This window comes from Bradyrhizobium sp. CCH5-F6 (assembly GCF_001556045.1).
In the GTDB taxonomy this organism is placed as follows: domain Bacteria; phylum Pseudomonadota; class Alphaproteobacteria; order Rhizobiales; family Xanthobacteraceae; genus Bradyrhizobium.
In genome coordinates this window covers 18,148-40,629 of record NZ_LSIC01000067.1, presented here as the reverse complement: position 1 = coordinate 40,629, position 22,482 = coordinate 18,148, and the positions used below count along the sequence as shown (strand labels likewise).

At 65.5% G+C, this 22,482-nt stretch carries 22 protein-coding genes and 1 pseudogene; 11 read left to right on the top strand and 12 right to left on the bottom strand.

What is annotated here, in order from left to right; translation table 11 throughout:
• Positions 1 to 193 precede the first annotated feature (193 nt).
• The 4 genes and pseudogenes from AX729_RS12350 to AX729_RS12335 form a co-directional block, all read left to right on the top strand.
• A pseudogene (locus AX729_RS12350) lies at positions 194 to 412 on the top strand (DedA family protein); the annotation flags it as partial.
• A gap of 180 nt (positions 413 to 592) precedes the next feature.
• Positions 593 to 1,603: an aldo/keto reductase gene (locus AX729_RS12345; protein ID WP_061023360.1), complete on the top strand. Its 1,011-nt coding sequence runs from the start codon at positions 593 to 595 to the stop codon at positions 1,601 to 1,603.
• A 109-nt stretch (positions 1,604 to 1,712) separates the two neighbouring features.
• Positions 1,713 to 2,573 (top strand): VOC family protein, encoded by an 861-nt coding sequence (locus AX729_RS12340; RefSeq protein ID WP_061023352.1) that lies wholly within the window; start codon positions 1,713 to 1,715, stop codon positions 2,571 to 2,573.
• Positions 2,574 to 2,624: 51 nt separating this feature from the next.
• Complete coding sequence (locus tag AX729_RS12335; protein ID WP_245325140.1) at positions 2,625 to 3,050, top strand: putative quinol monooxygenase; 426 nt, start codon at positions 2,625 to 2,627, stop codon at positions 3,048 to 3,050.
• A 46-nt stretch (positions 3,051 to 3,096) separates the two neighbouring features.
• Here the strand turns inward: AX729_RS12335 and AX729_RS12330 are convergent, their stop codons facing one another.
• The gene (locus tag AX729_RS12330; protein ID WP_061023347.1) at positions 3,097 to 4,002 is read right to left on the bottom strand and encodes a LysR family transcriptional regulator; all 906 of its coding nucleotides are present in this window, start codon (positions 4,000 to 4,002) and stop codon (positions 3,097 to 3,099) included.
• A 106-nt stretch (positions 4,003 to 4,108) separates the two neighbouring features.
• Entirely contained in the window at positions 4,109 to 5,338 is a 1,230-nt protein-coding gene (locus AX729_RS12325; protein ID WP_061023345.1) for a citrate/2-methylcitrate synthase, read from the bottom strand.
• A gap of 73 nt (positions 5,339 to 5,411) precedes the next feature.
• On the opposite strand from AX729_RS12325, the gene AX729_RS12320 reads away from it, so the two are divergent.
• A complete protein-coding gene (locus tag AX729_RS12320; protein ID WP_061023343.1) occupies positions 5,412 to 6,506 on the top strand; it encodes a citrate synthase/methylcitrate synthase in 1,095 nt (364 codons plus the stop codon).
• Positions 6,507 to 6,661: 155 nt separating this feature from the next.
• Positions 6,662 to 6,898 (top strand): hypothetical protein, encoded by a 237-nt coding sequence (locus tag AX729_RS12315; protein WP_061023341.1) that lies wholly within the window; start codon positions 6,662 to 6,664, stop codon positions 6,896 to 6,898.
• Positions 6,899 to 6,954: 56 nt separating this feature from the next.
• Here the strand turns inward: AX729_RS12315 and AX729_RS12310 are convergent, their stop codons facing one another.
• A complete protein-coding gene (locus AX729_RS12310; RefSeq protein WP_061023339.1) occupies positions 6,955 to 7,590 on the bottom strand; it encodes a J domain-containing protein in 636 nt (211 codons plus the stop codon).
• Positions 7,591 to 7,694: 104 nt separating this feature from the next.
• Between AX729_RS12310 and AX729_RS12305 the strand changes: the two genes are divergently transcribed.
• Complete coding sequence (locus AX729_RS12305) at positions 7,695 to 7,964, top strand: BolA family protein (RefSeq protein ID WP_061023358.1); 270 nt, start codon at positions 7,695 to 7,697, stop codon at positions 7,962 to 7,964.
• A 139-nt stretch (positions 7,965 to 8,103) separates the two neighbouring features.
• On the opposite strand, the gene AX729_RS12300 is transcribed toward AX729_RS12305, so the two are convergent.
• From AX729_RS12300 to AX729_RS12290, 3 genes are all read right to left on the bottom strand, one after another.
• Complete coding sequence (locus AX729_RS12300; RefSeq protein ID WP_061023337.1) at positions 8,104 to 9,456, bottom strand: hemolysin family protein; 1,353 nt, start codon at positions 9,454 to 9,456, stop codon at positions 8,104 to 8,106.
• 67 nt (positions 9,457 to 9,523) lie between these two features.
• Positions 9,524 to 10,666, bottom strand: a complete 1,143-nt coding sequence (gene aroB / locus AX729_RS12295; protein ID WP_061023335.1) for a 3-dehydroquinate synthase — start codon at positions 10,664 to 10,666, stop codon at positions 9,524 to 9,526.
• Complete coding sequence (locus tag AX729_RS12290; RefSeq protein ID WP_061023334.1) at positions 10,663 to 11,289, bottom strand: shikimate kinase; 627 nt, start codon at positions 11,287 to 11,289, stop codon at positions 10,663 to 10,665. The genes aroB and AX729_RS12290 overlap by 4 nt, the downstream gene beginning before the upstream one ends.
• Positions 11,290 to 11,436: 147 nt before the next feature.
• Here AX729_RS12290 and AX729_RS12285 point away from each other — a divergent pair, with 147 nt between their 5' ends.
• The 4 genes from AX729_RS12285 to AX729_RS12270 all read left to right on the top strand — a co-directional run bounded on the left by AX729_RS12285 (position 11,437) and on the right by AX729_RS12270 (position 15,853).
• Entirely contained in the window at positions 11,437 to 11,583 is a 147-nt protein-coding gene (locus AX729_RS12285; RefSeq protein ID WP_035669499.1) for a hypothetical protein, read from the top strand.
• Between the two features lie 17 nt (positions 11,584 to 11,600).
• The gene (gene xerD / locus AX729_RS12280; protein ID WP_061023332.1) at positions 11,601 to 12,557 is read left to right on the top strand and encodes a site-specific tyrosine recombinase XerD; all 957 of its coding nucleotides are present in this window, start codon (positions 11,601 to 11,603) and stop codon (positions 12,555 to 12,557) included.
• A gap of 288 nt (positions 12,558 to 12,845) precedes the next feature.
• Entirely contained in the window at positions 12,846 to 13,808 is a 963-nt protein-coding gene (locus tag AX729_RS12275) for an acetyl-CoA carboxylase carboxyltransferase subunit alpha (protein WP_061023330.1), read from the top strand.
• Positions 13,809 to 14,311: 503 nt separating this feature from the next.
• Positions 14,312 to 15,853 (top strand): L,D-transpeptidase family protein, encoded by a 1,542-nt coding sequence (locus AX729_RS12270; RefSeq protein ID WP_061023355.1) that lies wholly within the window; start codon positions 14,312 to 14,314, stop codon positions 15,851 to 15,853.
• Between the two features lie 187 nt (positions 15,854 to 16,040).
• Here the strand turns inward: AX729_RS12270 and AX729_RS12265 are convergent, their stop codons facing one another.
• The 6 genes from AX729_RS12265 to AX729_RS12240 form a co-directional block, all read right to left on the bottom strand.
• A complete protein-coding gene (locus AX729_RS12265) occupies positions 16,041 to 16,736 on the bottom strand; it encodes a branched-chain amino acid ABC transporter ATP-binding protein (protein ID WP_061023328.1) in 696 nt (231 codons plus the stop codon).
• Positions 16,729 to 17,463: an ABC transporter ATP-binding protein gene (locus AX729_RS12260; RefSeq protein ID WP_061023326.1), complete on the bottom strand. Its 735-nt coding sequence runs from the start codon at positions 17,461 to 17,463 to the stop codon at positions 16,729 to 16,731. The genes AX729_RS12265 and AX729_RS12260 overlap by 8 nt, the downstream gene beginning before the upstream one ends.
• Positions 17,450 to 18,565, bottom strand: coding sequence for a branched-chain amino acid ABC transporter permease (locus AX729_RS12255; RefSeq protein ID WP_061023324.1), 1,116 nt, complete (start codon positions 18,563 to 18,565; stop codon positions 17,450 to 17,452). Before AX729_RS12255 ends, AX729_RS12260 begins: the two co-directional genes overlap by 14 nt.
• A gap of 129 nt (positions 18,566 to 18,694) precedes the next feature.
• Entirely contained in the window at positions 18,695 to 19,912 is a 1,218-nt protein-coding gene (locus AX729_RS12250) for a substrate-binding protein (protein ID WP_061023322.1), read from the bottom strand.
• Between the two features lie 4 nt (positions 19,913 to 19,916).
• On the bottom strand, positions 19,917 to 20,774 hold the full coding sequence (locus AX729_RS12245) for a branched-chain amino acid ABC transporter permease (protein WP_061023320.1): 858 nt from the start codon (positions 20,772 to 20,774) through the stop codon (positions 19,917 to 19,919).
• 99 nt (positions 20,775 to 20,873) lie between these two features.
• Complete coding sequence (locus AX729_RS12240) at positions 20,874 to 22,388, bottom strand: amidase (protein WP_061023318.1); 1,515 nt, start codon at positions 22,386 to 22,388, stop codon at positions 20,874 to 20,876.
• Positions 22,389 to 22,482: the final 94 nt, after the last annotated feature.

Genomic DNA, 22,482 nt, shown 5'->3' with positions numbered 1-22,482 from the left:
ATCGAGATGGAGCTAAAAGCCGCTTAACCCGTCCACTTTATCGGGGGAAGATCACTTTCAAGGCGGGAGCTTCCGCTTTTGCGTTGGGAAGCTGACGTTCTTGGGGACACGCCCGGGCCCTCGAAAGAGTCTTGCGAAGCCCCTCAATCCGGATCTCCCACCGCCGCGATGGATGGAGTCCGCGGCGTAGGCGCCGGCCAAATTCTACGCGGTGAACATCCCGGCCATCCTGGCCTGGGCGCCCGCGCACGTGCCGCCGGGCGTGCTGGCCGTGTCGGCCCTGCACGAACATGTCGGCAAGCACATCTGGATCCTTGCCGTCATAGGCGGCGCGATCATTCTGGGGCTGGCGATCTGGATCATGCGCCGCCGAAATGGCGGCGGTGTTGCTGCTGCAAAGACGCGGACTTAGGACACGAGCTCGAACCCTGATCGACCCGGCGGGCTCGGCGTCCGACAACTCAACCTGTGAATTCAAATCCAAGGTGTTGGGATCGCAGTCCGGCTACTGCGCGTGCCGTACCGAATGTATTTCAGCCATCGACACCGGACGATGGGTCCGGGGAACAGGTCCGACGGAAAGGTCCGCACGATGGCTTTGAACAGCATCTTGCCCAGCAAGCTTGGCTTCGGTGCAGCGCCGCTTGGCAACATGTTCCGCGACATACCCGAGGCTGAAGCGCTGGCGACAGTCGACGCCGCCTGGAACGCTGGCATCCGCTATTTTGACAATGCTCCTTTCTACGGCGCCGGCCTCGCGGAGATACGCATGGGGCAGGCGCTCGCCGGCAAGCCGCGCGACAACTACGTCATCAGCACCAAGGTCGGCCGCATCGTCCTCGACGAAATCGAGGGTAGCCCGCGCGACTATGGCGAGAAGGGCGGCGTGTTCGCGCATGGCCGCCCGAACAAGGTCGTCAACGACTATAGCGAGGACGCGACCTATCGTTCGATCGAGGACAGCCTGAAGCGGCTCAGGACCGATTACATCGACATCGCCTTCGTCCACGACGTCGCGCAGGATTTCTACGGCGACGAATGGCTGAGCATGTTTGAAAGCGCCCGAAAAGGCGCCTTCCGGGCCCTGCAAAGGATGCGGGACGAAGGTGTGATCAAGGCCTGGGGCCTGGGCGTGAACCGGGTCGAACCGATCGAACTCCTGCTCGAACTCGACGAGCCGCGCCCCGACGCCTTCCTGCTCGCCGGCCGCTATACGCTGCTCGACCACGACCGGGCGCTCCAGCGCGTCATACCGATGGTGGCCGAGCGCAAGCTCGGGATTATCGTCGGTGGCCCCTACAGCTCGGGCGCGCTCGTTGGCGGCCCGAACTTCGAATATGCCCCCGCAACAGCGGCGATCATCGCCAGGGTCGCAGCGATCAAGGCGATCGCCGAACGTCATCAGATCAGCATGAAGGCGGCCGGCCTCCAGTTCGCGCTGGCCAACCCCGCTGTGGCGGCCGTGATTCCCGGGGCTAGCCAGCCAAGCCGGATTGCAGAAGACCGCGCAGCACTGGAGGAGACGATACCCGCCGACTTCTGGCGCGAATTACGTGCGGCGGGTCTGGTCAACCCTGCCGCCCCCCTTCCTATCGCGGTCTAACCCCCGGGCTCAACACCAGCAACGCTCACCGGTCGAAGCCCCGCTTCGCCCGGCCGGCCCCTTGCGTCCTCAATCGGCGCACATCGACCCAACCAAGAGGAGAAAAACCATGCGTGACCTTGAAACCGACAGTGCAGCGGATCCCAGCCGCCGCGACATGCTGCTGACCGCCGGCGCTGCGATGATCGCGGGAACCGCGACAGCGAACCCGGCGCTAGCTGCCACGCCCCCGAACCGCGGAATCGACGGAATGTCGGCAGCCGAGCGCAACGCCGGTCCGCTCGCGGTCCGTCTGCAGGGCGTTCAGCACTTCGGCTTGACGGTGCAGAACATGGAGCGCGCCTTCGAATTCTACACCGAGGTGCTGGGCGGTACGGAGGTGTTTCGCCACGGCGACTTCCAGGGTGATCCCGTACAGAATACGCTGCTCGCCGACCAGGAAATCCGCGCAGGCGAACTGCATGTCGATCCGCAGACGATCGGCGTGCCGAACCTCCGCGACGGCGATCAGCGGCTCGACGTACGTTTCGTCCAGTTCGATAACGTCGTCATCGAGCTGCTGCAGTATCGCAACGCGCAGGAGCCGATGGGCAGCGCCAACAGCTTCGCGCCGCCGGTGCAGAACATGAGCCCGGCCTACCCGCGCATGATGCACATCTGCTTCCACGTGCGCGACGATGTCGACTTCAACAAGTTCATCACCGACCTCGAAGCGGAATCCGCGCGGCGCGGCATGACGCAAGTGCGGGCCAACCGCATCATCCGTGTCCGGACCGAGGCGGAGCGCAAGAGTGCCCCCGAAAACACCAACACCAACAAGGTGACGGTCGCGCCATCGGATGGCTGGGAGTTGATCTACTGCAAGGGCCCGGAGGGCGAGCAGCTCGAATTCGTGAAGGCACTCGGACCGGTGAAGCAGCGCTTCGCCAACGCTCACGCCGCTCGGCAACGGACGCTGACCGGACAGTGATGTGGACAGTCAAACGACCGCATGTCCCTCTTGAGAATGGAAGATTGGAAAATGAAGCTCCGATTCGTACAATCATGCGTGCTCGCCGTCCTGCTCGGAGCCGGCGCAATTGTCACCTCCGCTCCGGCCTCGGCTGAGGAAGCCAGCGGTATCCGCTACGCCCAAATCCCGGCCGGCGCATATTCGATCGTCGCCGAAGTACGTGCCAAGGCCGGCAAGGAGGCCGAGCTGCGTGCGGTGACGCTGCCGCTGATCGCACAGGTGCGCAGCGATCCCAAGAACCTCGTCTATTTCCTGCAGGAGGACCGCGAGCGTCCAGGCCACTTCGTTTTCTACGAGGTCTTCGCCACCAAGGACGATTTCGAGGCCCACAACGCCACGCCCTATGTCAAGGACTGGTTCACCAAGCTTCCGGCGCTTGCCGAGGGCGGCGTCCAGGTCATGCGCATGGAAATCCTGGCAGGCGACCGGCACTGAGACGTTGCGCGGCCGGGGCAAACTCCACGCCTCGGCCGTCTTCTGCCTATCCTTCGGCAAGGAAGCGCTGCATGCGCGGCACCGTGAAATCGAGAAAGGCCCGCACCCGCGCCGGCAGGAGCTGCGCGCCGCGGAATAAGGCGTGGATCTCGTCGGTCACACCTATATCGCTGTCAGCAAGGAGCTCGACCAGTTCGCCACGCGCGATCGGCCCGCGCAGATGATAGTCTGCCGCCCGGACGATGCCGACCCCGGCGATCGCCATGCGGCGAAGCGTCTCAGCGTTGTTGGCGAGCAGTGACCCGCTGAGCATGCGTTCGACGATGCGTCCGCCTTCGCGCATCGGCCACACCGGCATCGCGCGTCGGAAGTTGAAACCCAGGCAGTTGTGACGGACGAGGTCCTCCGGCGTTTGCGGCGTTCCGTGACGGGCGAGATAGGCGGGGGAGGCGACGATGCGCCGCCGGGTCTCGCCGATCCTGCGCGCCATCAGGTTGGAATCCGCCAGCTTGCCGACGCGGATCGCGACATCGGTGCGGTCGAGATAGAGATCGACCACCTCGTCCGACAGCGACAGATCGACGACGATGCGTGGGTAAGCCTGAAAGAAAGCGGGCAGGATCGGCTCGAGCGCCGCCGTGCCGAACGTCACCGAGGCGTTAACTCGGACAATCCCTTCGGCTTCCGCGCCGCCCTGCGCGATCTGCTGCTCGGTCTCATCCAGCGAAGCGAGCAGCGCCTGGCTGCGCTCAAAATAGAACTGTCCCTCGCCCGTGAGCGCAAGCCGGCGCGTCGACCTTTCGATCAGGCGTACGCCGAGCCGGGCCTCCAGCCGGGCGATCAGTTTCGAGACTGTGGACGGCGTCATGAGCATGAGCCGCGCAGCTTCGGAGAAGCTGCCCGCCTCCACCACGCGTACGAACACCAACATCTCGCCTGCACGATTGTCCATTCTGCCCCTGCGCCCGGATTTCAGAGATTGCGACGCAATCTAGCAAGACGAAGCCGCGAAGTCGCGTCGGCTTCGCCGCTGGAAGTCCTGCATGTGAGCGAACGCCCTAGGACCTCGCTTCCGCAACCCCTGTCCTCCGCCCTGGCGCCGGCCCGACATACCGCGCCCGCGGCCTGATCAGCTTGCCGAACTGCAATTGCTCGCTGGCGTGGGCGATCCAGCCGACGCTGCGGGCCATGGCGAACAAGGCGAGCTCGCTGCCGGGCGGCAGGCGCAGGGCGTGCACGAGCACGGCGAGCGCGTAGTCGATGTTGACGAACTCGCCGGTGGCTTCCGCGATGCGCTCCGGCACCTCGCGGGTGAATTTGCGCGGTGCGCCAGCGCGGGAGAGCGCATTGAGCAGCGACTGCGCGCGGGGATCGCCGCGCTTGTAGACGCCATGGCCGAAGCCGGCGAAACGCTCGCCGAGCGCGACGCGCTCGCGCACCATCGGCTCGACGTCGCGATCGATCAGCGTCTTGACCAGCTGCGAGGCCAGCACGCCGGCCCCGCCATGCTTCGGCCCCTTCAGCGCGGCTAATCCGGCAATGACCGAATCGTAGAGATTGAGCCCGGTCGAGGCCGCGCAGCGCGCGGTGAAGGTCGAGGCGTTGAGCTCGTGGTCGGCGAGCAGAACCAGCGCGCGTCGGATGAGGTCGGGCGCATGCTTGTTGTCGGGCGCCCAGGCGTTCGCGACCTGCCGATGCAGCGGCTCGGCCGACGGCTCGGCGTTGAGCATGGTCGCGACCAGCAGACGGACGATGCGCGCCCCGACCAGCGCGCGGCCATCGGGCGCACGGGTGAAGGCGCGGGGATCGGCGCTCGCGGCCAGCGCGAGCACGGCGATGGCGCGATCGATCGGCGCCGCCCGGCGCGCGGCCGCTGCGATCGTGCGCATCTCCTCGGATATCTCCGGCTGATTGTCCGGATCGAACGGATCGACGCCGGAGACGTCCCAGAGCAGCGTCGCCGTGTGCTCCAGCGTGTCGCTCTCGGAAAGGTCGACGCAATTGACGCCGCGATAGATCGCGCCCTCCTCGGTGATGGTCGAGATCTCCGTGTCCATCACCGGCAGATCGGCGTCGAAGCTGCGCAGACCGCGCGGCTCCGGCGACGGTACGCGGCGCTCCTTCAGCGCCCGGACATCCTCCGCGCGGTAGCGGTTCTTGCGCGAATCCGGCGTCGGCTCGGAGCGGATCAGGCCACGGCTGACATAGGCGTAGAGGGTGGCCGGGGAGATCGCGAGCTCGGCGGCGGCTTCCCGGGCGGACAGGTACAGCCCATCGGAATTTTTCATATTGATTTATGTAATCAAGATTGATCAATCTGTCGAGAGGCCCGACCTTTCTGCCGTGAAAAGGAGAAAGGCCATGAACATCCACCTGACCAAAAGCCGGATCGGGCTCGACGGCGTTCCCGCCGCGGAGACCGTGCTGAGCCATGTCGACGGCGAGCGCGGCGAGTTGATCATCGCCGGGGAGCATGTCGGCCGGCTGGCGAGCCAGTCGAGCTTCGAGGGCGTCACCGCCCGGCTCTGGAACGGCGCCAGCACGACGACGCTGAGCGAAGCCAATGTGCGGGCGAGCCTGGGCTCCGCGCGCGAGCGCGCCTTCGCGCGGCTGCCTGACCTGCTACCGGCGACGCGCGGCATGAGCATCGTCGACGGGTTTCGCGCGGCGGTCGCGGGGCTTCGCGCCGAGAACGGGCTGGAGCATGAGGCGACCATCGTCGGCGCGTTTCCGGTGATCGCGGGCGCGCTGGTCCGGCGCGCCAAGGGGCTGGAGCCGGTCGCGCCCGACCCGAATGCAAGCCATGCCGCCGATACGCTGCGGATGCTGCGCGGCGCCGCGCCGGAGCCGCGGGAGGTCATGGCACTCGATGCCTATCTCGTCACCGTCTGCGACCACGGCATGAATGCCTCGACCTTCACCACGCGCGTGGTGGCCTCGACGCAGGCCGATCTGTTCGCCGCGGTGACCGCCGGTTACTGCGCACTGACCGGTCCATTGCATGGCGGCGCGCCGGAGCCGGTGCTGGAAATGCTGGATGCGATCGGCAGCAGCGAGCGCATCCAGCCGTGGGTGGACGCGGCGCTCGCGCGCGGCGAACGGCTGATGGGCTTTGGCCATCGCGTCTATCGCGTGCGCGACCCGCGCGCCGACGTGCTCAAGGCCGCGATCGAGCGGCTGTCGGCGGATGGTGCCGATCTGCCCTTCGCCGGCGAGGTCGAAGCCTATATCCGCGCGGCGCTGCGCAGGAAGAATCCGGAGCGGCCGCTGGAGACCAATGTGGAGTTTTTCACTGCGATCCTGCTCGACGCGCTCGCAATTCCAAGACAGGCGTTCACGCCGATCTTCGCCGTGGCGCGCGCCGCAGGCTGGACTGCACACGCGCGCGAGCAGCAGCGGACCGGACGGTTGATCCGGCCGAGCTCGTCTTACGTGGGGGCGATGCCTGCAGATTAGACGCAGCAGATATCCGGCTCGTCAGAGTTGATTTTTTCGGGCCTTTTCGCGCACGCGACGGAAGGACTCAGCGGCCAGCGGAACAATGACGCTGGCCGTGCATTCATGCTCGCCCCTGCGAATGTCTTTAGGGGCAGTCACGAAAAGGAATGGTAATGAAGAAGCTCTCCTACGCCCTCGCTGCCGGAACGCTGCTCGCTCTGTCGTCACTCATGGTGCCAGCCCATGCGCTGCCGGCGCAGCCCATCCCAAACGCTTCAGTGTCGGGGGACGTCGTGAACGCACGCTATCATTACGTTCCGCGAAGGGTCTGCACCGTGCGCACCGTGGTCACGCGCGGCTATCATGGACGCCGCGTCGTCAAGCGCGTCCGTGTCTGTCGCGTGAGGTGACGTTGATGGTGCCGTCCGCTTCCGGGCGGACGGCATTCAAACCGGGCGCGGAGGCCTTACGCCTCGCGCACCACCGTCTTCAGATAGTTGTACGCCTTGATGATCTCGATCAGGCGGTCCTCGGTGGAGCGGTCGCCGCCATTGGCGTCGGGGTGATGCTGCTTCACCAGCGCCTTGTACTTGGCCTTGACGTCGGCCAGCGTGGCCCCGGGGCCGAGGCCCATGACCTGGAGCGCCTTGCGCTCGGCGTTCATCACCTTGCGCGTCTCGGCCTTGGGCGGCGCATCCGGCCCCTTCCGCCAGCCCGTGCGGCCGTTGAGCTCCTGGAACATGCTGAACGGATCGAACGCGCCGTCGATCTCGGCTTCCGCGCCCTTCTTGACGCCGCCATTGGCGCCCATCTTCCAGGTCGGACGGTGACCGGTCAGCGCATCCTTCTGGTAACGCGCGACGGCATCGGCATTCATGCCGGAAAAGAAATTGTAGTTCTGGTTGTACTCGCGCACGTGGTCGAGACAGAAGTGCCAGTATTCGCGCTGGTTCTCGCGCCCCTTGGGCGCGCGGTGGCTGCCCTTGTTCTGGCAACCGGTCCATTCGCAGGCGACCACGGTGTCGCGCGGCTTCGCTTCCGCCTGCTTGCCGCGCGGCTTGACGCGGATGGAGTCGAAGAACTTTGATGAATCGATCGGCATGGCTGACTTTGACTACGCAATGCAAAAACCTTCAAGTCTTGACATTGCAATTAGCGTGAGGCCCGGGAGTTGACGGGCCGCGATCGCGTCCCTTAATGGCACTCATGGTCATGAAAGACACTATCAGCAACAAGTTGCAGGAAGCTTTCACGCCGGAAAGCCTGCAAGTCGTCGACGAGTCACATTTGCATGAGGGCCACGCCGGCCATCAGCCGGGCGGCGAGACGCACTTTCGCGTCTATATCGTGTCGCAAGCCTTCAAAGGGAAGAGCCGGGTCGACCGCCATCGCATGATAAATGCGGCGCTGGCCGCGGAACTCTCCGGCGGCGTGCATGCGCTCGCGATCCACGCGCAGGCGCCGGGGGAAGGTTGATGACGGCTGTCATGCCCCGCCTAGTGCGCAATTGCGCACGGGGGCGGGGCATCCAGTACTCCGAAACAGTGCGGCTAGAAGCGAGCCGCCGCGGCGTACTGGATCGTCCGCCTTCGCGGACGATGACAGTTGCCATGCGTCAAAACGACGTCCCGGCCCGCCTCGGCTTGGCCTCCTCCAGCTCGGCCTCGCGTGCCACCGGTGAAATACGGAGCGCGGTGATGCGGTTGCGCTCGCGGCGGAGGACGCGGAAGCGGAAGCCGTGGAAGGTAAAACTCTGGCCGCGGTCGGGGATCGAGCGCGCCTCGTGAATGACGAGGCCGGCGACCGTCGTTGCCTCTTCGTCGGGCAGATGCCAGTCCAGCGCGCGGTTGAGATCGCGGATCGGGACCGAGCCGTCGACCACGACCGAGCCGTCGGGCTGACGGCGGACGCCCGCGACCACCACGTCATGCTCGTCGGAGATATCGCCGACGATTTCCTCCAGAATGTCTTCCAGCGTGACGAGCCCTTCGACCTCGCCATACTCGTCGACGACGAGCGCGAAATGGGTCTTGCGGCGGCGAAACGCCTTGAGCTGCTGGGATATCGGCCGCATTTCCGGCACGAACCAGGGCGGCAGCATGATGGTGGTGACGTCGATGCGCGAGGTATCGCCGTCGGAGGCGCGAATGGCGCGCAAGAGATCCTTGGCGTGCAGGATGCCGATGATGTTCTCGGACTTGTCGCGCCACAGCGGGATGCGAGTGTACTCGGTGGCCAGCACCTCCCGCACCAGCTCCTCCGGCGGCAGGTCGGCGTTGATCATCACCATGGCGGTGCGATGAACCATCACGTCGGACACGGTCAGCTCGCCAAGGCGGAAGACATTGTGAATGTATTCGGCCTCGCCGCTCTCGATCTTGCCGTGCACGGCCGATTCCTCGACCAGGCCTTCGATCTCGGAATCCGTCAGGATCTCGTGCTGCGAAAACTCCTGAACGCCGATCAGGCGCAGGATCGCGCCCGAAGCCGCGTTGAGACACCAGCTCAGCGGATAGAACACCAGGTAGGAGGCATGCAGCGGATACGCGATCCACTGCGACACCGGCATCGGCTCCCTGATCGCGAGCGTCTTCGGCACCTGCTCGCCGATGACGATGTGCAGCGAGGAGAAAACCAGGAAGCCCGCCACGAACGAGGTGAAGTGCAGCGTGGCCTCCGACAATCCGAGCGGACTGAGGATCGGGCTCAGCAGCTCGGCAACGGTCGGCTCACCTATCCAGCCGAGACCAAGGGAGGCCATGGTGATGCCAAGCTGGCAGCAGGCGAGATAGGCTTCGATGTTGCCCATCATCCTCTGCAGCAGGTGTGCGCCGAAGCGGTTCTGCTCGACCATCGCCTTGACGCGGAAGCCGCGGCTCTTCACCAGCGCAAATTCGGCTGCCACGTAGAATGCATTGGCGGCGAGCAAGAGGACCGCCAGCAGCAGATTGATCGAGATCGAACTCATGTTTACCTCGCGTCCGCCTCGACCTTCCGCGCCTCTTCGCGGGCGGCACGTCCGGACAATCCCGCCATCACTGCGACAGTTTCGACTTCAGGAAATCGCGGACCAGGGCCGGCTCCACATCCTTGGCAATGACGGCCCGGCCGACCGCCTCCAGCAGGATGAAAGTGAGCTTGCCGCGCGTGACCTTCTTGTCCTGCGCCATGAGGGCCATGAGCACGTCGGCGTCGGCGAGCCCCTCCTGCGCAAAGCCGGCGATGTCCTGCAAGCGCGTCGGCAGGCCGGCCTCGATCAGGTGACGCTCGACACGCGCCGCATCCCGCTCGCCGATCATGCCGAGCCTGGCCGAGAACTGCGCCGCCAGCGTCATGCCGATGGCGACACCCTCGCCGTGGAACAGACGGTCGGAGAAGCCCGTCGCCGCTTCCAGCGCGTGACCGAAGGTGTGGCCGAGATTGAGCAGCGCGCGCTCGCCGGTCTCGCGCTCGTCGCGCGAGACGACACCGGCCTTGGCGCGGCACGAGGTCGCGATCGCATGCTCGCGCGCCGAGCCGCCCTTGAAGATGTCGGAATGGTTCTTCTCCAGCCAGGCGAAGAAGGCCTCGTCGCCGAGCACGCCGTATTTGGCGACCTCGGCATAGCCGGCGCGGAACTGCCGCGGCGACAGCGTGTCGAGCACGGCAGTGTCGGCGATGACCAGCACCGGCTGGTGAAAGGCGCCGAGCAGGTTCTTGCCCTGCGGCGAGTTGATGCCGGTCTTGCCGCCGACGGATGAATCGACCTGCGCCAGAAGCGAGGTCGGCACCTGCACGAAATCGACGCCGCGGCGCAGGATCGCCGCGGCAAAGCCGGCGAGATCGCCGACCACGCCGCCGCCGAGCGCGATGACGAGATCATTGCGCTCGATCTTCGCGGCGATCAGGGCTTCGCTGACCTTTTCGAGGCCGGCATATGTCTTGGAGATCTCGCCTTCCTCGACGACGATGCGCGAGGTCGGAATGCCGCTGGCTGCAAGCGACGCCTCGGTCGGCTCAAGCCAATGTTTCGCGACGGTCCGATCTGTGACGATCGCAGTGCGCACGCCCGGCCGCAAGGCAGCGACCCGTTCGCCGAGCGAGGCCAGCACGCCGCGGCCGATGACGATGTCATAGGCGCGATCGCCGAGCGCGACGTCGACCTTGACGGGATCGGAATGTTTCAACGGGGCAGTCATCGTACGGCACTCGCAACGTCGGCAGGTGATTGGGCGGCCTGTCCGCCGCAGAGATGGGCGTGGAGCGCCTCGATGCATTCCTCGACGATCTTGTCGTGCGGCACGTCGCGCGAGGCGATGGTGAGGTCGGCATTGGCATAGACCGGTTCGCGCTCGGTGAGCAGGCGCGTCACGGTGCCTTCGGGATCGGCGGTCTGAAGCAGCGGACGGTCGGCACGGCGCCGCACGCGCCGCATGATGACGTCATGGTCCGCCCTCAGCCAGATCGAGATGGCTTTCGCCGCGATGCGCGCGCGCGTCTCCTCGCGCATGAAGGCGCCGCCGCCGGTCGCCAGCACGATCGGCCCGCCCTCGAGCAGGCGCGCGATCACGCGGGCCTCGCCGTCGCGAAAATAGGGCTCGCCATGGGTCGCAAAGATTTCCGGGATGGTCATGCCGGCGTGGGCCACCTCGATTTCGACATCGGCATCGAAAAATCGCAGGCCGAGCCGTGCCGCCAACCGCCGGCCGATGGTGGATTTGCCGACCCCCATCATGCCGACGAGCACGATCGAGCGCGCACCGAGCGCCGACAGGATGTCGGCCTCAGGGGTCGCTTGTGCTGGCACCGCGGCGTCGGACATGAATCTCGCTCAACCTGCCGCCAAAGGCGGCATCCTTTGGCCACCTATACGACCCCGCAGGGGGCCTCGCCAGAGGACTCTTGCCACGAAACGGCGAACATGTTGGATGATTCCATTGATTAATTTGCCCGCCCGGACCCCAGAACGATGCCCAGCCTGTTCCGCTTCCTGACGGTCGTCGCCGTGATCGCCGGCATCGTCTATGGCGTGGTGTTCGCGCTGGCGAACTTCGTCAATCCGAAGCCGCGGGAAATGACGGTGACGATCCCGCCGGATAAGTTTCTCAAGAAATAGGAGCTAGCCTCCAGGGCATGCGCACCAAGCCCTCAGATGCCAAGCTCACCGGCCTGTTCCTCGACATGCTCGCGGCGGAACAGGGCGCCGGACCCAACACGCTCGACGCCTATCGCCGCGACCTCAGCGACTACTCGGAATTTCTCGGCCGCGTCGGCCGCAGTTTCATCGACGCGGAAACGCAGACGCTGCGCGACTATCTCGCCGATCTCGACACGCGCGGCTTCAAATCCACCAGCGTCGCCCGCCGCCTGTCGGCGATGCGGCATCTCTACCGCTTCCTCCTGAACGAGCGCATCCGCGGCGACGATCCCGCAGCGATCCTGTCCGGTCCCAAGCGCGGCCGCGGCCTGCCGAAGGTGCTGTCGATCGCCGATGTCGACCGCATGCTCCGCCGCGCCAAGGAGTTGAGCGAGGCGGAGGATGCCTCGCCCTCGAAGCGGCTGCGCGCTCTCAGGCTCTACTGCCTGCTCGAGGTGCTCTATGCCACGGGCCTGCGCGTCTCCGAGCTGGTGGCGCTGCCGCGCTCGGCGGCCAAGCGCGACGCGCGCATGATCGTGGTGCGCGGCAAGGGCAACAAGGAGCGCCTGGTGCCGCTCAACGAGGCCTCGCGGCAGGCGATGGCGGATTACCTCGCCGCGACGGAAGCGGCAAAGGCCGACAAGAAGAACAGCGTGGCCGCCTCGAAATGGCTATTCCCCTCCTTCGGCGAGAGCGGACATCTGACGCGGCAGCATTTTGCCCGCGACCTCAAGGAGCTCGCGGTCGCCTCCGGGCTGCAGGCCCGCCTGGTCTCCCCGCACGTGCTGCGCCACGCCTTCGCGAGCCACCTGCTGCACAACGGCGCCGATCTGCGCATCGTGCAGACCCTGCTCGGCCATACCGACATCTCGACGACCCAGATCTACACCCATGTGGTCGAGGAGCGGCTGAAAAGCCTGGTGCGCGACCTGCACCCGCTGGCGGAGAAATAGACGGGTCTCGTGCCCCGGACGGGGCTGTCGTAGCCCGGATGAGCGAAGCGACATCCGGGATTGTGCCCAAGGCACGACCTGCCCCGGATATCGCTTCGCTCATCCGGGCTACGGCGACCCACGAACCGCCTTGACTTCGGGCGCATCTCCGCAGAAAGAGCCGGGGCCTTACGATTGATTTGGCTGGCGCCACACGAGCACACAAGCCAAACCATTGAAGACGCTAGACTTCTTTCCGCGACCCTAACCTCGCTTCGTTCCAAGGCCCGGTCCCCCTATATTGAGTTGATGCAAGACCAGATGCGCAGCTATCTCGACTTCGAAAAGCCCGTCGCCGAGCTCGACTCCAAGGTCGATGAATTGCGGGCGCTCGCGGCGTCCGGCACTGACATCAGCGACGAGATCGGGCGGATCGAGGACAAGGCGGCGCAGGCGCTGGCCGACCTCTATCAGAACCTGACGCCGTGGCAGAAGACGCTGGTCGCGCGGCATCCGCAGCGGCCGCATTTCAACGACTTCATCAAGGGCCTGATCACCGAGTTCACCCCGCTCGCCGGCGACCGCAAGTTCGGCGAGGACGAGGCGCTGGTTGCCGGCTTCGGTCGCTTCCGCGGTGAGCCGATCTGCGTGATGGGCCAGGAGAAGGGCGATTCCACCGAGAGCCGGATCCGGCACAATTTCGGCATGGCGCGGCCGGAAGGTTATCGCAAATGCGTGCGGCTGATGGAGATGGCCGAGCGGTTCGGCCTGCCGGTGCTGTCGCTCGCCGATTCCGCCGGCGCCTATCCCGGCATCGGCGCAGAGGAGCGCGGACAGGCCGAGGCGATCGCGCGCTCGACCGACGCCTGCCTCGCCCTGACCGTGCCGAACGTCGCCATCATCACCGGCGAGGGCATGTCGGGCGGCGCCATCGCCATCACCACCGCCAACAAGGTCTTGATGCTGGAGCACGCGATCTACAGCGTGATCTCGCCGGAGGCGGCGTCCTCGATCCTCTGGCGCGACGGCACCAAGGCGCAGGAAGCCGCCAACAACATGAAGATCACCGCCCAGGACATGCTGCGCTTCGGGGTGATCGACGCCATCCTGAAGGAGCCGGTCGGCGGCGCCCATCGCGATCCCGCCGCCATGATCGCCACGACGGGTGAGGCCATCGCCAAGGCCTTCGACGAGCTCCGGGGCCTCGACGGCGATGCCATCCGCAAGCAGCGGCGGCAGAAATTCCTCGAGATCGGCCGGAAACTGGGCTGATTCGGGCAGTTTGGGTGCCGTAGGGTGGGTTAGACGGTGTCTGCGCGGAGCGCAGGCGCCGGCGTAACCCACCACTTTTGCCCCTGCGGACGCCAACAATGGTGGGTTACGCCTTCGGCTAACCCACCCTACAAGACCTCTCGTGTCGCCCCCGGTAACCCCGCATTAACCCTTTTTTTGCCCAAATCGGCGATCTCAGTGATGGCTTGGCCGCGCGGTCCAAGTTCCGGCCTGATTTAAGTCTCTGTTGACCACACCTTTGGGCCAACGCCCTCGTGATCCCCGCTCGGGTTGCGACCACATGACCCAGAGGTTAGAATTTTAATCAATGGCTTCAGGGCATAAGCGCTGGAGCGTGGTCTGAAAAAACCCGTGGACGGGTCCGGTTCGCCGGTCGGATCATGCGCCAAAGGATTTGGGGTTCGCGCGCTGCCCGGCACGTTGTGGGGTCGATCTTGATTTCTCGTTCGCTTGCTCGCGCGCTCTTGGCTTCGGTTGCGCTGATGACGGCCGGCGTTCTGCTGACCGGCTGCAACACCGACCAGGTTTCGCTCGCGACCAACGCCAAGGCCAACCAGCCGGTGCCGCCGAAGCTGATCGCTGCGATGGCCGAGAAGGACATGGATCTGCAATCGCCGATCCTGGTCCGCCTGTTCAAGCAGGAGGCCGAGCTCGAGATCTGGAAGCAGACCCGCAACGGCCAGTTCGCGCTGCTCAAGACCTATCCGATCTGCCGCTGGTCGGGCGATCTCGGCCCCAAGGTGCGCGAAGGCGACCGCCAGGCGCCGGAGGGATTCTACTCGATCAATCCGAGCCAGATGAATCCGCAGTCGGCCTATTACCTCTCCTTCAACACCGGCTATCCGAACGCGTTCGACAAGGCGCTGGGGCGCACCGGCTCGCAGCTGATGGTGCATGGCGATTGCTCCTCGCGCGGCTGCTACGCCATGACCGACGAGCAGATCGCGGAGATCTATTCGTTGGGGCGCGAATCCTTCTTCGGCGGCCAGAAGGCGTTCCAGCTCCAGGCCTATCCGTTCAAGATGACGCCGGTGAACATGGCGAGGCACCGGAACAATCCGAACATGCCGTTCTGGAAGATGATCAAGGAAGGCTATGATCATTTCGAGGTGACGCGGCAGGAGCCGAAGGTCGATTTCTGCGAGAAGAAGTACGTCTTCGACGCCGCGAAGCCGGCCGACGCCAAGCGCGATTTGGTGTTCGACGCCTCGGCGAAGTGCCCGGCCTATGTGATCCCCGAGGAGATCGCGAGCGCCGTCCGCGAGAAGCAGGCCAGGGACGAAACGGAATACGCCAGGCTCGTCGCCAAGGGCACGCCGGTGGCGCGCATGAACACCGGCATCGACGGCGGCATGAACAAGGTGTTCGCCGCGAAGATTCCGGAAGGCTCGACCGGCCTGTCCGAGGGCGCCGAAGGCACCACGCTCCAGATGCTGGCGATGGCGAAGGCGCCCGGCACGATCCCCGGCCACGTCAATCCGCCCAAGCCCAATCTCGACGCGGTGGCGTCCGCGCCGGCGCCGCAGGACGTGCCGGTCGCAGCCGTCAACGCGCCCGCAACCACCCGCGTCGCCGCGGCTGCGCCGGCGGACAAAGCTCAAGATAAATCCCAGGAGAAATCCTCAGGCAGCGGCTTCTTCTCGAATCTCGGCCGCAAGATGGGCATCGGCACCGCCGAGACGACGGCGACCACGCCTCCGCCGCAGGCCACAGCGTCGGTCGCACCGACCCAGACGTCCGTGACGCCGCCGACCGCAGCGTCGAGGCTCAAGGCCGCCGTCACCCGCTTCGTGCCCGGCCACGACAAATCCAAGGACACCGCGAAGGACGCGCCGAAGCCTTCCGCCGTCGCCGCCAAGCCGGCCGAGCCGGCGAAGCAGCAGCCCGACACGCGCCTCGCCCAGACGCGCCCGGCGCTGAAGCCATCGGTCTCCGATGGTGCAAGCGAAGCCACGCAGATCATGGGCGCCGCGCCGGTGGTGCAGTCGAATTCGTTCGACAGCCGGTTCGGGGCGGTGAAGTAGGGGCGGCACGGCACCCGATCCTGGTCTCACGCCGTCATTCCCCGCGAAGGCGGGGAATCCAGTATTCCAGAGTCAGAGATTTTCATCGAGACGCCGCGGCGTACTGGATGCCTCCGCCTGCGCGGGGCATGACCGGTTAGGTCGGGGCGAGGGCCCTGCACCCCCACTCAAAGAACGCAGCAACGCCCTACGGCGCCAGATACCGCATCAGCTCCGGATTGTCCCTGACCTCGCCTGCGTTCCCCTGGAGGGCGACCCTGCCGCGGTCGAGCACGTAGGCGTAGTCGGCGACGCGCAAGGCGAGGTCGAGGTGCTGCTCGACGATGATGACGGCGATGGTCTTCGCAAGCTCGATCAGGCGCTCGGTGATCTCCTCGATGACGCCGATCCAGACGCCTTCGGTCGGCTCGTCCAGCAGCAACAGCTTGGGATCGCCCAGCATGGCGCGGCCGATGGCGAGCATCTTGCGCTCGCCGCCGGAGAGCGTGCCGGCGGGCTGGTCGAGGCGCTGGCCGAGCTTGGGGAAGATGGTCAGCACGTGATCGACCGCGTCGGCCTTCTTGCTCGCCAGCGAGCCGACCGCGAGATTGTCGCGCACCGACAGGCGCGCGAACACCGAATGCTCCTGCGGCACGTAGCCGATGCCGGCGCGGACGCGCTCCTGGGTCGCGCGGCGGCTGATGTCGCGGCCGTCGAAGGCGACCTCGCCCTTCCACGCCGGCAGCTCGCCGACGATGGTCTTCATCAGCGTGGTCTTGCCGGCACCATTGCGCCCGAGCACGGCGACGCCGCCACGCCAGGGAATGCCGAGGTTGATATCGAACAGGACCTGGCTGCGGCCATAGCCGGCGTCGAGATGCTTGATGTCCAAAAATTCAGGCACGGCGCAGATAGATCTCCTGGACGGCTTTGTTGGCCTGGATCTCGGGCACCGTGCCCGAGGCCAGCACCTTGCCCTGGTCGAGCACGGTGAGGCGATCGCAGATGTCGCGGATGAAATCGAGGTCGTGCTCGACGATGACAAGCGAGCAGTGCTGCTTGATCGGCTGGAGCAGTTCGCCGGTGACGCGGCGCTCCTCCAGGCTCATGCCGCCGGTGGGCTCGTCGAGCAGCAACAGCTTCGGCTTGCCGGCGAGCGCCATCGCGATTTCGAGCCATTGCTGCTGGCCGTGCGACAGCGCGGCGGCCGCATCGAAGGCGCGGTCGGCGAGGCGGAACTGCGTCAGCATGGTCATGACCTGGTCGTGCAACGCGCCGCGCGTGCGTGAGAACACGAGGTCGAACAGCGAGCACTGCGCCTGCAGCGCCAGCAGGATGTTGTCGTAGAGCGTCAGCGTCGGCAGCACGCTGGTGATCTGGAACTTGAGACTCATGCCGGCCCGCGCCCGCTCGGTCGGCGTGAAGGCGGTGATGTCGGTGTTGACGAAGGAGACCTTGCCCTGCGTCGGCACCTCGGCGCCGGCGATGCACTTCATCAGCGTGCTCTTGCCGGAGCCGTTCGGGCCGATCAGGCCGTGAAACTCGTTCTCGCCGACGGTCAGCGCCGCGCCGTCGAGCGCGGTAAGCTTGCCGAAGACCTTCCTGATGCCGGCGGCTTCAAGGAGCGGCATTGCGCTTCTCCTTTGGCTTGTCCTTGGCCTTCTCCTTTGCCTTGGCACCGAAGCTGCCGACCCGCTCGCGTTCGCCGAGCACGAAGCTGATCAGGCCGAGCGGCCGGAACAGGATCACGAGCAGCAGCAGCAGGCCCAGGATGATCGGCCAGACGTCGCGGTAATTGTCCGACAGCCAGAAGCTGACGCCCTCGACGATGATCGTGCCGATGACGGCGCCGATCAGCGTCCCGGAGCCGCCAAACAGCACGTAGAGCACCACTTGCGTCGAGACCACGACGCCGACCATGTTGGGCCAGACGAAACCCTCGTGGAAGGCATAGAGGCTGCCGGCAAGGCCGGCGACGGCGCCGCCGATGGCGAAGATGATGGCTTTCAGATGCTGGGTCTTGTAGCCGAAGAAGGCGATGCGCTGCTCGTTCTCGCGCAGGCCGGCCAGCGCCAGGCCGAACTGCGAGCGCACCAGGAAGCGGCAGAGCAGGTAGACGACGACGAGAATGCCGAGCACGAGATAGTAGAAGGACGGCCCTTCCGTGAATTCGTAGCCGCCGAGCGACATCGGCGCGATCGAGGGAATGCCGTTCTGGCCGCCGAGATAATACCAGCCGCGCGCGAGGCGATCGGCGGCGTAGGAGCCGGTGAGCGTGCCGAGCGAGACGAAGATCACGCTGGAGGGATGCCGTCCGAGCAGCAGGAAGCCGCCGAGCAGCAGCGCGAAGGTGAGACCGATGACGGTCCCTGCCGGCAGCACCAGGAAAATGTTGGTGATGTCGAGGTCGCGCGCGAGCAGCGCGACGCCATAGCCCGCCGAGCCGAAGAACAGCGCCTGGCCGAAGCTCATGATGCCGGCGTAGCCCCAGACCAGGTCGAACGACAGCGCGAACAGCGCGAGGATGATCACCCGCGTCGCGAACACCGTGAGATAGTCCTGCAACAGCAGCGGCGCGAACAGCGCCGCGAGGAGCACGAGGCCCTCCACGATCGGCAGGACTTTCCGGCCTGACGACCGCCCGGTCGATCCGACTCCGGCCACCGGAACGTCCGTGTCATCCCCGACGTCGGTGTGGACCGCCTGCTTAGCTGCACCCATGGACTTCAGCATTTCGAATTCGACATCGTGGGATCAGTCCGCCTGGTCGTGAGTCACCTCTCCCCAACGGGGAGAGGTGAAGAGAGAGTCTCTCGGCTGGCAGATATGCGAGCCAAACTGACGATCACCCAGCATTTGTCGTCAGCATTCCTTGGGGTCGACGAGGCCGTTGCTACGGGCGACGATCTCGTAGTTCCCGCCCTTGGCGACCGCGGTGTACATCTTCATCTTGCAGTGCCGCTTGCCCGGCACCATCTCGGCAGGTCCGCCCGGACCTTCGGCGATCTTGGCGTGGTCGAGCGCGGCGGCGACCGACTCGCGATCGATCTTGCCGGCTTCCTTGACGGCGGCTTCCCACAGCTTCAGGCCGCGATAGGTGCCGGTGGCGGCGCTGCCGGCGGCGAACAGGAAGTTGCCGGGGAAATCCTTCTCGTAGGCCGCCTGGATCTTGGCGTCGAACGGGTTTTCCTTGGTCAACACCTTGAAATAGTCGAGGCAGCTCGCGAGGCCTTCGATCTCGGCGGCCTGGTTGATGTTGAGCGTGTTCTCATCGTAGTAGACGCAGGCGAGCCGCCCGCCGTTCTTGAGGAAGCCCGCTTCATAGAGCTGCTTGAAAAACGGACCGACGCCCGGCGGGATGACGGTGTTGAAGACGACGTCGACCTTGTTGGAGATGATGCGGTTGACGGTCGAGGAGAAGTCGACCTGGTCGAGCGGGTAATATTCCTCGAACACGACCTCGCCGCCGTTGGCTTCGATCACCTTGCGGGCGTAGACGTTGAGCGTGTGCGGCCAGACATAGTTGGCGCTGGGCAGCGCGAACTTCTTGCCGCCGTTCTTGATCAGCCAGGGGATGAACTCGTCGCACTGCTGCGCCGGCGTCGGGCCGGTGCAGAACAGATAGGGCGTGCACTCCTTGCCTTCGTAGAGCTGCGGATAGATGTAGAGCGTCTTGCCGCGGGCGACGATCGGGTCCTTGATCGCGTTGCGCATCGACGAGGTGATGCCGCCGAGCACCATGTCGACCTTGTCGCGCTGGATCAGCTTTCGCACGTTGCCGACGGCGACGGATTCGTTGGACGCGGTATCCTCGATGTAGAGCTCGAGCGGCCGGCCGAGCAGGCCGCCGGCCGCGTTGATCTCCTTGATCACCATCTTGGCGACATTGGCGTCGGCATTGCCGGCATAGGCGATCGGGCCGGTGAGGTCGGTGGCGATGCCGACCTTGATCGGTCCTTCCGCCGCATTGGCCCAGCCGGCCGGGATCACCCAGCTGCCGACGCCGGTCGCAACCGCGCCGGAGGCAAAGGCGAAATTCGAAAGAAAGCGGCGGCGTGAGAGCTGAGTGCGGTCGAACATGTGACTAAACCCCTTTTCCAGCGATGATGCCCTGCGGGCGGAATTTGATGAAGACGATGGCAAGGACGAAGACGAGCACGTCGGCGACGACGGGCGCCATCACCCAGGGCAGCGCGGCGCTGAGCGTGCCGATGACGCCGGCGCCCGCGACCGGGCCGATGAAGGAGCCGACACCGCCGACCATGACCGCGACGAAGCCCTGGATCAGGAAGCGCAGGCCGAGATCGGCGTAGAGGCTGAACACCGGCACGATCAGCGCGCCGGCAAGCCCGGCGAGCGCGGAGCCGAACGCGAAGGTGGCGCCATACATCAAGGGCGTGGAGATGCCGGAGGCGCGCGCCAGCGACGGGTTCTCCAGCGTAGCGCGCATGCGCAGGCCGAAGCTGGTGCGCGAGAGCAGCAGGTAACAGCCGGCCATCACCAGGAGCGTGACGACGATGATGGTGAATCGCCAGGCCGAGATGTGGATGGAGCCGATGTCGATCGAGCCGCCGATCGGCTCCGGCACGGTGAGATAGAAGCCGCCGATCAGGCCGCGCACGGATTCGCGGATGATCAGCCCGAGCGCATAGGTGCCGAGCATGGCGACGATCGGAGCGGCATAGAAGCGGCGGATGATCAGCGCCTCCAGCACGAAGCCGAGCGCGCCGACCACGAAGGGCGCTGCGACCATGCCCGTCCAGATCGGCATGCCCTTGGCATAGGCGAGATAGGTGATGTAGGCCCCGAGCAGGACGAACTCGCCCTGCGCGAAGTTGAAGATGCCCATCATGCTGGCGATGATCCCGAGCCCCAGCACGATCAGGACGATGATCGCGCCGAAGCTCAGGATCTCGAACGCTGCGACGAACGCGTTAGCCATGCGCCATATTCTTGCTTTGACGCGTTCTCGTCACGCGAACCGGTATCCACTTCGCTCGAAAACGCTCTGGTCTTCCGTCCGTCTGCATCGACGCCTTTCTCACATCTTCTTCCAGTCGCCGATCTGCTCGAAGGCATGCGCGGCGCGGTAGATGGTCGTCTCCTCGAACATGCGGCCGACCAGCATCAGGCCGGCCGGCAGGCCGTCGACCATGCCGCAGGGCAGCGACATCGCCGGATGATGGGTGATGTCGAACGGCGCGGTGTTGGAGATCATCTCCAGCGCGCGAGCGACGTATTCCTCGCGGCTGGCATTGGGCTCCGGCAGCTTGGTCGCCTTCATCGGCGTCGTCGGCAGCAGGAGCAGATCGTAATCCTTGAACGCCTTGTCGTAGGCCGCGGTCAGCCGGCGGGAGATGTTGAGCGCCTTGCCGTAGAAGCGCGGACCGAAATTGTTGTTGATGTAGGTGCCGAGCATCATGAACAATTTCGTGGTCTCCGACAGCGAGTCGGCCTGCCGGCGCCAGCCGCGATGGAAATCCATCAGCGAGGTCGAATAGAGATCGCCGCGGCTGAGGCCGTAGCCGTCGCCGAACATCATGGTCTGGGTCAGGCCTTCGGTCCCGATCGGGGTCCAGATCGCGCCGCCCAGGAGGTGCATGGGGATCGAGACGGTCTCTACGGTGGCACCCAGATCCTTGAAGCGCTTTGCCGCCTCACGTACGCTTTCGTTCACTGCGGCCTCGGCGCCCGGCTGCTCGAAGCCTTCCTTCAGGATGCCGATCTTCATGCCCTTGACGCCCTGGCCGAGCGCCTTGGTGTATTCCTCGACCTTCGGCGCCTTGATGCGCGGATCGTAGCCGTCATCGCCGGCGAGCACTTCGAGCAGCAGCGCGTTGTCGGCGACGGTCGCGGTCATCGGGCCGGTGTGGTCGACGTAGATCTCGATCGGCATGATGCCGGTATAGGGCACGAGACCCCAGGTGGGCTTCATGCCGTAGATGCCACAGAACGAGGACGGCATGCGGATCGAACCGCCCTGGTCGCCGCCGATCGCCATGTCGACCTCGCCGAGCGCGACCACGACGCCCGAGCCCGACGACGAGCCGCCGGCCGAGTAACCCATCTTGTGCGGATTGTGCACCGGCCCGTAGGAGCCGGTGTGGCTGCCGCCGGACAGGCAGAAGTGCTCGCAATGCACCTTGCCCTTGATCTCCGCGCCGGCATCCAGCATGCGCGTGACGATGGTGGCGTCGAAATCCGGCACATAGCCTTCCAGCGTCGACGAGCCGTTGGTCATGGGCACGCCGGCCAGCATGATGTTGTCCTTCAGGGCGACGGTCTTGCCCTTGAGCTTGCCGCTGGCGGCGCCCTTCACGGTCGACTTGCGATACCAGGCGTTGCGCGGGTTCTCCTCGGCTGAGGGCCGGTAGCCCGGCGTGCGCGGGTATTTCACCTCCGGCACCTCGTCCGGCATCGTGGCAACGAGATTGTAGGCCTCGATCGAGCCCTGCATCAGGCCGCGGAACGAGGCGACGTCGTCGTCGGTCAGCGAAAGGCCGCACTGCGCGGCGACGCTGCGAAGTTGGTCGGGCGTGGGAAGGACAACTGTCACGGCGCTCTCCTTGAAGGCTTCTTGATTCCTGGCGTGGACGGAAGCCTTTCGCTCTCGCCTGCACAGCGCGGGCCAACCGGCTTCACGGTGTTAC